Source organism: Legionella brunensis (assembly GCF_001467025.1).
In the GTDB taxonomy this organism is placed as follows: Bacteria; Pseudomonadota; Gammaproteobacteria; order Legionellales; family Legionellaceae; genus Tatlockia; species Tatlockia brunensis.
Genome location: NZ_LNXV01000029.1, coordinates 15,923 through 29,396 on the forward strand (window position 1 = coordinate 15,923; position 13,474 = coordinate 29,396).

Sequence of the window (13,474 nt, forward strand, 5' to 3'; positions counted from 1 at the left end):
TACATGGTTGAGAAAATAATTGAATTCTGCGCAAACAATCGATTTATCGTGTTGCTATTTGTCGTGGGGTTCTCCTTGGGCGGTTGGTGGGGTTTAAAAAATACTCGCATGGATGCTTTGCCTGATATTTCAGATACGCAAGTGATTGTGTATACCACATGGATGGGCAGAGCACCGGATCTGGTGGAAGATCAAGTCACTTACCCCATTGTAACGGCATTGTTATCCGCACCGAACGTTGTAGCAGTTCGCGGTTTTTCTGATTTTGGTTTTTCTTACGTTTATATCATTTTTAAGGACGGAACCGATATTTATTGGGCGCGCTCACGTGTCTTAGAATACATGAGCCAATTGAGTGGAAAACTGCCTGAAGGCGTGACCCCTCAATTAGGCCCTGATGCCACACCAGTCGGTTGGATTTATCAATACGCCTTAGTGGATGAAAGCGGGAAGCATAATCTGGCCGATTTACGCACTTTTCAAGATTGGTATTTAAGTTATTGGTTAAGAGCTATACCTGGTGTATCAGAGGTCGCCACCGTGGGTGGTTTTGTTAAGCAGTATCAAATTAATTTAGATCCCGTCAAAGTACTTTCCTATAAACTTTCTGTACCCCAAATTATTGAAAAAATTCGTATGAGCAATAATGATACTGGTGGGCGTGTCATTGAATTTTCAGGGACAGAGTACATGGTTCGTGGACGAGGCTATATCACGTCGACAGATGATATTGAAAAAATAGCCATTGGTACGAATGCCAATGGGACGCCGATTTTATTACGAGATGTGGCAACCGTGCAGCTAGGCTCAGACATGCGTCGTGGTGTGGTCGATTTAAATGGTCAAGGCGAAACCGTTGGTGGCATCGTCATCATGCGTTTTGGGGAAGACGTTTTGGAAGTGATTGGTCGAATCAAGGATAAGCTCAAAGAATTGGCTACTGCCATTCCAGAAGGAATAAAAATGGTCAATGTGTATGACCGCAGTAATCTGATTCGAGAAGCCATTTCAACGGCCAACTGGAATTTGATTGAAGAACTTGTGGTGGTTGGGTTATTAATCATTGTTTTCTTGGGGCATTTTCGTTCCGCTTTGATTCCAATTATTACTTTGCCGCTTGCTATTTTGATTTCGTTTATTCCCATTTATTTTTTCAATATCGGCCTTAATATCATGTCCATTGGCGGCATCATTGTGGCGGTTGGGGATATGGTGGATGCGGCCATTATCATGGTCGATAACGCACACAAACGGTTAGCCGATTGGGAAGCAAAAGGAAGTCCCGGCGATCGCAACAAAGTGTTGATTGATTCAGCGAAAGAAGTAGGCCCTGCCATTTTTGCATCATTAGTGGTTATTGCCATATCGTTTATGCCGGTTTTTACCCTGGAGGCCCAAGAAGGACGGTTATTCTCACCCTTGGCCTATACAAAAAATTTAGCCATTTTTATGAGTGCTTTGCTGGCCATTACTTTAATCCCCATGTTATTACCTATTTTGGTGCGTGGGCGTATCATCCCCGAGCAAAAACATCCCATTACCCGCGTGATGCAAAAAATGTACGCACCAGTTTTGAAATTAGCACTGCATTACCGTGGTGTTGTAGTAGCGATTGCTGTGGTAGCAGCATTAGCCACGGTTCCCCTCTATAAACTCATTGGCTCAGAATTCATGCCGCCTCTGTATGAAGGTACGATTTTATATATGCCTGTTACTTTACCTGGCATATCGGTCACACAAGCCACAGAACTGCTCCAGGAAATGGATAAGAAATTAAAATCATTCCCGGAAGTGGCTTATGTGTTTGGAAAAACGGGACGGGCTAATACGTCAACCGATCCTTCTCCTTTTAGCATGATGGAAGTGATTGTTGAACTTAAGCCTAAGAAATTTTGGCGCAAAAGCGTGACCTATGAAAGCCTGGTCGCTGAGATGGACAAAGCCTTGCAATTTCCCGGTGTGAGCAATGCCTGGACTATGCCCATTAAAGCGCGTAATGACATGCTCACCACAGGAATTCGAACCGCTGTAGGGATTAAAGTTTTTGGTCCTGACATTAAAAAAATTGAAGCCATTGGCAAAGAAATCGAAATGGTAGCCAAAGAAGTACCGGGGACAAGTACGGTGTATGCGGAACGGGTGGCTGGAGGGTATTTTCTTGATTTTGACATCCATCGAGACGAGCTTGCGCGCTATGGTTTAACCATTATGGATGTCAATCGTATCATCGAATCAGCCGTGGGTGGTGAAAACATAGCGACCACAATTGAAGGCCGTGAACGTTATCCTGTTAATGTGCGTTATTTGCGAGAATTACGCGATGATCCGGATAAGATCAATCGTATTTTAGTGAAAACACCCAGTGGTGCTGAAATACCTATTGCTCAATTGGTGACTTTAACCTTTCGTTCAGGTCCTGCCATGGTTCGCGATGAGAATGCGATGTTAGCAGGTTATGTGTTCATTGATATTAGCGGACGAGACATTGGAAGCTACGTGGAAGAGTTAAAGCAAGTGGTCAAGGCAAAAGTCACATTACCCCCGGGCTACACGCTTGCCTGGTCAGGTCAATACGAATTCATGCAACGCGTGTATGAACGACTTAAAATTTTTGTACCACTCACCTTAGCCATTATTTTTATTTTGTTTTACTTTACCTTCCGCACCATCACTGAGACATTGATGGTGATGCTAGGTGTACCCTTTGCTCTACTTGGCGGATTTTTGCTGCTCCTTCTATTAGGGTACAACATGAGTATCGCGGTCTGGGTTGGGATGATTGCACTTGCTGGAGTGGCTGCTGAAACGAGTGCGGTGATGCTCGCTTACCTTGATTCTGATTACAACGAGCAAAAAGAAAAAGGATTACTCAAAACCTTGCCGGACTTGATTCAAACGGTGCAGCAATGCGCCGTATCGCGTATTCGCCCTATGGCGATGGCAGGGCTTGCGAATATACTGGGTTTGTTACCGGTGATGTGGGCGACAGGTATTGGTGCTGATGTGATGAAACGCCTCGCGGCTCCCATGGTGGGTGGGATTTTTTCAGCACTATTGCTGACTTTAATTGTGATTCCCGTGGTTTATGTGATGTGGCGCTGGCAAGTGGATTTGAAAAAACAAGGAAGTCTAATGGAGGCAAGATGAAATTAACGTTCTTAGGGGCAACCCAAACCGTTACTGGTTCAAAATACCTTTTGACCATCGATTCTAAAAAAATTCTCATCGATTGTGGTCTTTTTCAAGGGTATAAAGAATTACGATTACGTAACTGGGCTTCATTGCCTATTGACCCGCGCGATATTGATGCTGTGATTATCACTCATGCGCATATTGACCACACCGGTTATTTGCCCCTATTAGTAAAAAATGGATTTCAAGGAAAAATCTATGCAACACCCGGCACAAAAGCATTGTGTGCTATTTTATTACCGGATAGTGGTCATCTTCAGGAAGAAGAAGCACGATTAGCCAATAAATATGGTTTCTCGAAACATAAGCCAGCGCTTCCTCTTTATACTGAAAAAGACGCGAGAACGGCATTAAAACATTTTGAAACCGTTGATTTTAATGCGCCGCACCAATTATTTAATGGATTTAGCTTCGAATTTCATCGTGCAGGACACATCGTGGGTGCCGCGATGATCAAAATAAAAACAAGCAAGTGTTCCCTTTTGTTTAGCGGGGATGTTGGTCGACCTTATGATCCGGTCATGAAGGCACCAACCCCCATTCAAGACACGGATTATCTGATCATGGAATCCACTTATGGCGACCGATTGCATGATGCAACTGATCCGTTGCCGCAAATGGGGCAAGTGATTAATACAACCATCAAACGAGGGGGTTCTGTCGTCATTCCAGCCTTTGCCGTAGGGCGTGCGCAAAGTCTTCTTTATTTTATTTATCAACTGAAACAAAAAGGAGAGGTTCACAAAGACGTTCCAGTGTTTTTAGACAGCCCAATGGCCATCAATGCGACCCATTTGCTCTGCACTTATAAAGAGGATCATCGTTTAAATGAGGAACAATGCCATGGCTTATGTAACGCAGCTACTTATATCAATACCCCTGAGGAGTCAAAAGAACTCGATCGTCATAAAATGCCTCAAATCATTATAGCCGCCAGTGGGATGGCCCAGGGTGGTCGTATTGTGCATCATTTGAAAGCCTTTGCCCCTGATCCTAAGAGCACCCTTCTTTTTACCGGCTTTCAAGCAGGAGGCACTCGTGGTGCTAGGATTGTCAATGGGGAACGTGAGGTCAAAATTCATGGTAGTATGATTCCTATACGCGCCAAGGTCGTTGTCATGAGCAGTACTTCTGCGCATGCCGATTATCAGGAACTGTTAGGTTGGCTAAAGCACTTTATTCGGCCACCCAAAAAAGTCTTTATCACTCATGGTGAACCTCACAGTGCACAATCGCTCAAAGACAAGATTGAACAGCAATTTGGTTTCACCTGCATGATTCCTTCTTACCAGCATGTGGAGGATTTGTCGTGACAAAAGAAGTGGGTCATGCCTTGCGTTTAAAATATTTAGGCATCAAGACGTATCATGAAGCCATTATTTACATGCGAGAGGATTGTCATGTGTGTCATGCAGAAGGCTTTGAAGTGCAGACACGTATTCAAGTGACCCTTGGCAAACGCTCCATTATCGCAACGCTTAATGTCGTTACCTCAGAGCTGCTTAAGCCCGGGGAAGCCAGCTTGTCACACTATGCCTGGGATTCTTTAAATGCTAAAGAAGGGGATGAAATCCAATTATCCCATCCTAAACCTCTGGAATCATTAAGTTATGTGCATACGAAGATTTATGGTAATGAACTCTCTTTTAAACAAATCAAAGCCATCGTTGATGACGTTTTAAATGGTCGTCTTTCTGATTTGCAAATTTCTGCTTTTTTAGCGGCCAGTGCCGCAGAACGTTTAAGCAATACTGAAATCATGAAACTTACAAAAGCCATGATTGACAGTGGCGATCGCTTATCCTGGTCATCTCCTTTGATTGTAGACAAGCATTGTGTTGGTGGTTTGCCAGGAAATCGCACCACCCTTGTTGTGGTTCCCATTGTAGCTGCTTTTGGCTTGATTATCCCAAAAACTTCCTCTCGGGCAATTACTTCTCCAGCAGGTACTGCAGATACAATGGAAACTTTAGCACCGGTGTCACTGAGCCCAAAGGCTATGTGTCACGTGGTTGAAAAGGAAAACGGTTGTATCGTTTGGGGAGGTGCTGTGAGCTTAAGCCCTGCCGATGATGTGCTTATTCGGGTGGAGCGTGCTCTTGAGTTAGATAGTGAAGGTCAATTGGTCGCCTCAATCCTTTCTAAAAAAATTGCCACAGGAGCAACCCATGCCGTTATTGATATTCCAGTGGGACCTACCGCAAAAGTCAGAAATAAGTCCAGGGCTTTACTTCTTAAGCAATCCCTTGAAGAAGTAGGAAAACAGTTAGGCCTTGTGGTCCATACCCTAATTACTGATGGCGCACAACCGATAGGAAATGGTATTGGCCCTTCCCTGGAAGCACGCGATGTGTTGGCGGTATTACAAGGATTGCCTCATGCCCCAAAGGATTTGCGCGAAAAATCATTAACTCTTGCAGGAGCAGTACTGGAATTTTCATCAACAGTACAACCTGGCTTAGGTCAATCGATAGCCAAACAATTATTAGATAGCGGAGAGGCGTTTAAAAAATTTCAGGCGATTTGTGAGGCACAAGGAGGCATGCGGGAATTGACGGCGGCACGTTTTACTCACCCTATTGGTGCTGAGAAAGCAGGTAAAGTATCTCTCATTGACAATCGAATTCTCGCAAAAATTGCCAAGCTTGCAGGGGCCCCTAAGTCTAAATCAGCAGGGGTTGATTTGCATGTTCATATTGGCGACCAAGTTGAAAAAGGACAGCCTTTGTTCACCATCCATTCAGAGTCTTCAGGAGAGATGACTTATGCTCGCGATTTTATTCGCGATAAACAAAATACCATTGTTCTGGGAGAGAAGCCTTGAAGCCCATTTTATTTTCATTATTTGATGCTTCAGAAATCAGTAGACGTTTAAAAGAAGCGCTTCAAGTGGAGGTGGGTGATGTCACGTTGCATCGTTTTCCAGATACAGAGTGGTACGTAAAAATTAATTCGGAAGTTAAAAATCGCAGCCTCATTGTAGTGGATAGCTTAAACCGACCCGATGGAAAAATACTGCCTTTGCTGTTTTTTGCTAAAACAGCTAAAGAATTAGGAGCTAAAAAAATCGGCTTGATTGCCCCTTATCTTCCGTATTTACGTCAAGATATACGTTTTCATCAGGGTGAAGGGATTACGTCGCGTTATTTTGCTGAATTACTCTCCACTTCATTTGATTGGCTCATGACCATCGACCCCCATTTGCATCGTTATAACTCTTTAGATGAAGTCTACTCCATTCCTACTTTTGTCTTACATGCTACTTCAAATATATCGAGATGGATTACAAGCCACATTAATAAGCCAGTGCTTATTGGGCCCGATATGGAAAGTCAGCAATGGGTTGCCGACATTGCAGAAAAGGGAGATTTTCCCTATGTGATTTTGGAAAAAAAGAGACGGGGTGATAAAGAGGTGGTGATTTCCGTGCCTACTGTCCCCACGCTTCAATCCTCTACGCCGGTACTCGTCGATGACATTATTTCCACAGCCAGAACCATGATAGTAACGGTGAAGCATTTGCAAGATTTAGGAGTTAAGTCAGTGACTTGCATTGGTGTGCATGCGCTTTTTGCAGAAGATGCCTATTCCCTATTATCAGAAATGGAAGGCACGCAAATCATTACTTGTAATACGGTAAGTCATATAACCAATACCATTGATGTGAGTGATTTGATTGTGGAGGAGTTAGTAAAAAACAAACTAGCAAAGGCTTTAAAAGGATAAGTAAGACGATTACATTTATTATTTACAAGGAGTGTTACATGTCAATTTTTAAAACAATGAGGGTGTTTATTGTTTTTGTTGGACTAATCGGGGCAGCGTTCTTTTTAAGTGCCTGTGATGGTGCCATGAAGCATGGCTCGCAAGAGACTGAGGTCGATGGAGGCTATGGTGGACACAGTGCGGGTGGCCATGGCGGTGGGCATTGAAACATGTTCTCTGCTTAAGTGAAACTACTAATACGAATAGGTGATCAATGAAACACGACCATCATCAACAAAAGCATACAAACACTGGAAAAAAGGACGCTTGTTGTCATCAGGAACATAGGGTACAGAAGTCACGCGATGCTTCCTCCAAAACAGAGGGTGCAATCATCTATACTTGCCCCATGCATCCTGAAGTACGTCAGACTAATCCCGGGATTTGCCCTCTTTGTGGTATGGCCTTAGAGCCGGAAACAGTGACCGCCGAAAGTGAAATAAATCCTGAATACCTTGATATGAGGCGCCGATTTTGGATGGCAGTGATTCTTACTTTACCTGTTGTGGTATTGGAGATGGGCGGACATTTGTTGAAAAACATTATATCTGCCGGTGTTTCAAACTGGATTCAACTGCTATTTGCTACACCTGTTGTGTTATGGTGTGGCTGGCCATTTTTTCAGCGTGGCTGGCAAACTCTTAAAACACGTCAATTGAATATGTTTACTCTAATAGCTATGGGTATTGGGGTAGCATGGGTTTATAGTGTGGTGGCAGTACTGCTGCCTGGGGTATTCCCTATAGCTTTTCGAAGTCAAGAAGGGGTGGTCGCTGTGTATTTTGAAGCGGCAGCTGTCATTACTACCCTTGTCTTATTAGGACAAGTGCTGGAATTAAAAGCAAGAGAGCAGACAGGCAGTGCTATCCGTGCTTTATTGAAATTAGCACCTGACAGTGCACATCGTATTAAGAATGATGGAAGTGAGGAGGAAGTATCACTGGATAGGATTAATATCGGTGATTTATTGCGCGTTCGCCCTGGTGAAAAAATACCGGTAGATGGTGAAGTACAAGAAGGACGAAGCTTTGTAGATGAATCCATGGTGACTGGGGAGCCTATTCCGGTTACTAAAGAAGCAGGTGCTAAAGTTATTGGTGCGACGATTAACCAAACGGGTAGTTTTGTTATGAAAGCACTTCACGTTGGTAGTGATACCATGCTTTCACGTATTGTTCAGATGGTGAGCGATGCTCAACGAAGCCGCGCATCTATTCAACGTTTAGCAGATACTGTATCTGGATGGTTTGTGCCTGCTGTGATTTTAATTGCAATGCTATCTTTTATTTTGTGGGCATTGTTGGGGCCACAACCATCACTTAGCTATGGCTTAATTGCTGCTGTATCTGTATTAATCATCGCTTGTCCCTGTGCCTTAGGCTTGGCAACTCCGATGTCTATTATGGTAGGAGTAGGGAAAGGTGCTCAGAGTGGTGTATTGATTAAAAACGCTGAGGCGCTTGAACGAATGGAAAAGGTGAACACGCTTGTTGTAGATAAAACAGGAACCCTCACTGAAGGGCACCCCAAATTGACGCAGATTGTAACTGATCAAGGCTTAAATGAGGAAGAGGCATTAGTGCTAGCAGCATCGCTTGAACATCAAAGCGAACATCCGCTTGCCCAAGCCATCGTGAGTGCTGCAAAGGAAAAACAGTTGGCTCTTGAACCAGTTCAAGATTTTGACGCCCCAACTGGGAAAGGAGTAGTGGGTAAAGTAAATGGTCATCGTGTTGCCATTGGTAATATCAAATTAATGCAAGAGCATGGGAACGATAATGCTTCTCTTTTTGAAAAGGCAGATGAATTTCGTGGCAAAGGTGCCTCTGTGATGTTTATGGCAATCAATGATAAAACGGTAGCTCTTTTGGTGGTAGAGGATCCAATTAAATCAACTACTCCTGAAACTATCCGATCTCTTCAACAAAGCGGCATTGAAATTTATATGCTGACAGGGGATAGTAAAAAAACAGCAGAAGCTGTGGCAGGTACACTTGGCATAAAAAAGGTAGTGGCTGAAATCATGCCCGAGGATAAAAGCCGTATTATAAGTGAATTAAAAGAGAAAGGACTCACCGTGGCAATGGCAGGAGATGGGGTAAATGACGCACCGGCACTGGCACGAGCTGATATTGGTATTGCCATGGGAACAGGGACTGATGTGGCTATTGAGAGTGCTGGTATTACCTTATTGCATGGTGATTTGCGTGGTATCGCCAAGGCTCGCCGTTTGTCAGAAGAGACTATGAGTAATATACGCCAAAATCTTTTCTTCGCTTTTATTTATAACATATTGGGTGTCCCTTTGGCTGCGGGAATCTTGTATCCATTCACAGGATTACTATTAAGTCCAATCATCGCCGCACTGGCTATGGCGCTTTCTTCTGTTTCAGTTATTATCAATGCGCTGAGGCTGCGGCGGATAACACTGTGAAGAATGTAATTTCGAGTGATAGGTCATCTTTGATTCGAGGCAATAGTATCCTTTCTATTATTGCGGCCGAAGTGTTTCATGACATAGTGGTAGAAATAGCTTATTTCCCAAATCAGCAAGGAGGACACAGGCAATGATCGAAATCATCCCTAATTGGCATCCTATTTTTGTCCATTTTACAGTGGCCTTATTCACTATTTCGACTCTATTGTATGCCTTAGTCTATTTGGCGTCTTATACCCGCTGGAAAACACATCTTTTTGTTGTCGAATTTGAAATAGTGGCTCGTTGGTGTTTGTGGCTAGGGGCACTGAGTACTCTAACTACTGTAGCAGCCGGGTTTTATGCCTATTATACGGTGAAGCATGATGAGGTCATGCATGCAGCGAAAGTGATTCATCGAAACTGGGCTCTCGTCACAGCAAGCACTATCCTATTAATGGCTTGCTGGTCTGTTTTGCGTTATAGTAAAACCCAAAAACCAACCCTGGCTTTCTTGATTGCTTTGTTCATTGTCCAAGCACTGTTGTTAACAACGGCCTGGCATGGAGGAGAGTTAGTCTATCGCTATGGTTATGGTGTTCTTGTACCTACCCAAGCACAAAAAGCAGTACTTCAACATTAAATTTTTATAGAAGGATAGTAACATGTTAAAAAAGGACTTCCATCATGTACTAAGGAACTATTTTCTTATTTTTTTCCTTTTGGTGTTCAGTCCTTTTGCTTTGTTTGCCCAACATGAACAGCATGGTGCGGCGACCCCAACAGAGACTTCTTCCAAGACGACACTATCTCAATCCAAACCTACGGGGAAAAAAACGGAACAACAACCGGCTAAAAAGAAACCTGCCAGGGCAATAAAACCCCTGTCCCTTCCACGTGGCCCAGCGCGTACGATTAATTTGGTAGTGGCTTATAAAACCGTATACTTTGCTGGTAAACCTCGACGTGCCATTGCCGTCAATGGTCGAATCCCTGCCCCTACCCTACATTTCAAGGAAGGTGAGCAGGTCACCATTAATGTGTACAACCATTTGGATAAGGAAACCTCCATTCATTGGCATGGTTTACTTGTCCCCTGGCAAATGGATGGTGTCGAGGACGTCAGTCAGAAAGCCATTCCACCAGGAGGTGTGTTCCATTATCGATTTACTCTTTATCAAAGAGGAACCTATTGGTACCATGCCCATGCCAAGGCTCAAGAGCAAGAGGGTTTGTACGGCGCCTTTCTTATTGACCCACCGAGCCCCCCAGCCTACAAATACAGCAAAGATCATGTGGTGGTATTATCCGATTGGAGCAACACCCCTGCCGATAACGTGTTTGCTAATTTAAAAAAAGATGGGGATTACTATAGCCCTCGATTCCCATTGCAGCCCTCGCTCATGAAATTTCTGCATGACTATCGCAAAGCACCAGCTAAAGAACGTAAAGAATTAATCGCTGATTACAAAATGATGCAGCAAATGCGCATGAGTATTTATGATTTAAGCGACATTGCTTATGATGCGTATTTACTCAATGGTCAGCCTAAATCATCCCCCTGGACGGCACCTGTTCGAGTTGGGGACACCGTAAGGTTACGGTTCATTGGTGCTGGTGCCAGTACTATCTATCGCGTTAAAATTCCTGATGCCAAAATGGAAATGGTGCACAGCCAAGGAAATGATGTGCGCCCTTATCTCATCGATGATTTTTGGATTGCACCTGGGGAAACCTATGATGTCTTGGTTAAAATTCAAAAAAACAGGCCTTACATTATTTATGCTGAATCCATTGATACGCTGGGCAAAGTCTATGGCGCCTTAGTGACTAAGCCCAGACAACCCGTTGATTATCAGCACATTGTACCCTTTCCAGAGCCTCTTCCTGTCACAAGAGAGATGATGGCCAACATGATGAAGTCAGGGATGAATCATGGCTCGATGGCAAAAAACAATCATTCCATGAGTAATAAGCGGGGTATGGCAATGAAACAACCTATGGCCATGCCTTCCCATTCCAAAACGATGAGTTCGCAAGGTAATCAACACAACATGCCAGCAATGACTTCTCAAAATAGTCCGGGTAATACCAAGCACTCTAATCACTCCATGTCCTCTATGAAACAAGACCAAGGGATGTCGGGGATGAATCATGCTTCCATACTTAAAAATAAAATGTCGACAGCCCCCTCTTCTTCAATGAACGAGTCCACTTCAGCCTCCAGACCAATGAAACCAAAAGGCATGCCTCCCATGAGTTCTATGTCAACGGGTTCGATGGGGAGCCAGTCTACCACGCAGACGAAACACGCTACGATGTCGGGTGATGGAGGCATGCAAGACGATACGATGAACAATGGGATGTCCATGGATAATGGCATGACCATGCCCATCGAACCAACCATTATAGGGGATACGATTTCAGCGCCCAATTCCATAAGCGCTAAAACCCTAGGAACAAAATACCAACAATTAACCGCAGCGGTTCCTACCAACAATCCGGATATACCCGTCGATGGGATCATCCGCATGGAATTGTTTGGTTATATGGACAGGTATATTTGGATGATTAATGGCTTGCCGGAATACAAAGCAAAACCGATTGTCATTGAACCTGGAAAACGCTATCGTATTATCTTTACCAACAACTCCATGATGCGCCATCCCATGCACATTCATGGCCATTGGTTTATTTTACGCAATGGTCATGGCGTTTATGATCCCTTGTTGCATACCATTGAAGTCGATCCCGGTGCTACTGCGGTGGCTGATTTTGATACGGAGGCCAGCGGCCAATGGTTTTTCCATTGTCATCATCTGTTTCACATGACATCGGGTATGGCGCGGGTATTCCAATATGAAACCATTATCGACGTGGTGAACGGAAAAGCCAAGCCTGAAACGGAAATTGCGCCAACACCCTATATCAATCGACCGATTGTCCGAGTCGATGAGGTGATGCCTATTGATAAGGCCCTTATTACTCACCCCGCAGGACATCATCAAGGGTTCTATCGGGCCAATTTTCTTGAGGTGAATGCCGATCCTTTTCATAACGCTCAAGAAATGACGTTTCGAGGGTATTATGGGACTGATTACCAAAAACTCCAGCTGTATACTGAGGATGCTGAAATTTATCAAGGAATTGTTGAAAATGCGGACATCGATGTTTTTTATTGGCATTTGATTAGTCAATTCTGGGCCATTAAAGGCGGGGTCAATTATTTTTATCGCCCTGGAGGACCTTATTGGCAACCCGGTATTGGCATCGAAGGGTTGATGCCTTATTACATTGACACCAACATTAGAACTTATTATCGTGATGGCAGTGTTAAGTTTGACATTCAGTTATCGCGGGCTACCCAGCTTACCAATAACTTCTTCTTCCTAACGGGGATCCGCAGTATTCTCGCCACTCATACCGTGGTCGAAAATGAGATTGGTTCTGGCTTAAATCAAATGCGTTATATCATTAGACCTTATTATCGCGTTATGCCTGGTTTAAATGTCTTTACTGAATTTGAGTATGACAAAGATTATGGTGTCTACAAGAGGATTCTTACTGATTTAGGAGAATCGACCACTCAGACGACGGTGTCTTTCGGTGTTGCCGTGATATTTTAAATAGAAAGCCTTTCAACAGAATGAAAGGCTTAATTTTTTTCATGCTCCAATCATGTTGAGGTTCTTGATAATAACTCTCATAACAAGGAATGATTAGGATGGATACGGAGGTCTTAAAACCCTTAGTCGAAGAATGTGTAGAAGAAGAAAAAGAAACCGCATTATGGCGGCCACAAAAGAAAGAGTTTCATGAAAAGAACGAACCAAACCGTGTCTTGGACTGGGATGATGAGTTCGATGCGATCCGTTCCATCAATTAGTGTAGTCATTAATAAAGCGAGTCCATATCTTTGATAAACGCGTTCTAATCGTATGATTCATAGGTTATAAAAAGGCCCGTGGTGGTGGGGTTATTTAATTTGACCTAAGTGAGTCGGATTGGTTCATAACAGGACATCCTGCTTTATGAAGATTCCTTCTATTGCAAGCCCAGAAGGCAAGGTATAAGCTTTCTATTTGGTGTGATGAGCCTAAT

The 13,474-nt window shown here is 43.7% G+C and carries 9 protein-coding genes; all 9 read left to right on the forward strand.

Annotated elements, in window-relative coordinates:
- Positions 1-3: 3 nt before the first annotated feature.
- The 9 genes from Lbru_RS08860 to Lbru_RS17205 all read left to right on the forward strand — a co-directional run bounded on the left by Lbru_RS08860 (position 4) and on the right by Lbru_RS17205 (position 13,259).
- Complete coding sequence (locus Lbru_RS08860; protein ID WP_010652852.1) at positions 4-3,147, forward strand: efflux RND transporter permease subunit; 3,144 nt, start codon at positions 4-6, stop codon at positions 3,145-3,147.
- Positions 3,144-4,505: an MBL fold metallo-hydrolase RNA specificity domain-containing protein gene (locus Lbru_RS08865; RefSeq protein WP_058441821.1), complete on the forward strand. Its 1,362-nt coding sequence runs from the start codon at positions 3,144-3,146 to the stop codon at positions 4,503-4,505. Before Lbru_RS08860 ends, Lbru_RS08865 begins: the two co-directional genes overlap by 4 nt.
- The gene (locus Lbru_RS08870; protein WP_010652850.1) at positions 4,502-6,016 is read left to right on the forward strand and encodes a thymidine phosphorylase family protein; all 1,515 of its coding nucleotides are present in this window, start codon (positions 4,502-4,504) and stop codon (positions 6,014-6,016) included. Before Lbru_RS08865 ends, Lbru_RS08870 begins: the two co-directional genes overlap by 4 nt.
- Positions 6,013-6,918 carry a ribose-phosphate pyrophosphokinase gene (locus Lbru_RS08875; RefSeq protein WP_058441822.1) on the forward strand — a complete coding sequence of 302 codons (906 nt, stop codon included), beginning with the start codon at positions 6,013-6,015 and terminating at the stop codon, positions 6,916-6,918. Before Lbru_RS08870 ends, Lbru_RS08875 begins: the two co-directional genes overlap by 4 nt.
- A 38-nt stretch (positions 6,919-6,956) precedes the next feature.
- A complete protein-coding gene (locus Lbru_RS17470) occupies positions 6,957-7,124 on the forward strand; it encodes a hypothetical protein (protein WP_010652848.1) in 168 nt (55 codons plus the stop codon).
- Between the two features lie 47 nt (positions 7,125-7,171).
- A complete protein-coding gene (locus Lbru_RS08880) occupies positions 7,172-9,391 on the forward strand; it encodes a copper-transporting P-type ATPase (protein WP_010652847.1) in 2,220 nt (739 codons plus the stop codon).
- A 133-nt stretch (positions 9,392-9,524) separates the two neighbouring features.
- Positions 9,525-10,016 (forward strand): DUF2231 domain-containing protein, encoded by a 492-nt coding sequence (locus Lbru_RS08885; protein ID WP_010652846.1) that lies wholly within the window; start codon positions 9,525-9,527, stop codon positions 10,014-10,016.
- Between the two features lie 22 nt (positions 10,017-10,038).
- Complete coding sequence (locus Lbru_RS08890) at positions 10,039-12,999, forward strand: multicopper oxidase domain-containing protein (RefSeq protein WP_058441823.1); 2,961 nt, start codon at positions 10,039-10,041, stop codon at positions 12,997-12,999.
- A 98-nt stretch (positions 13,000-13,097) separates the two neighbouring features.
- Positions 13,098-13,259, forward strand: coding sequence for a hypothetical protein (locus tag Lbru_RS17205; protein ID WP_155807052.1), 162 nt, complete (start codon positions 13,098-13,100; stop codon positions 13,257-13,259).
- The last annotated feature ends 215 nt before the right edge of the window (positions 13,260-13,474 follow it).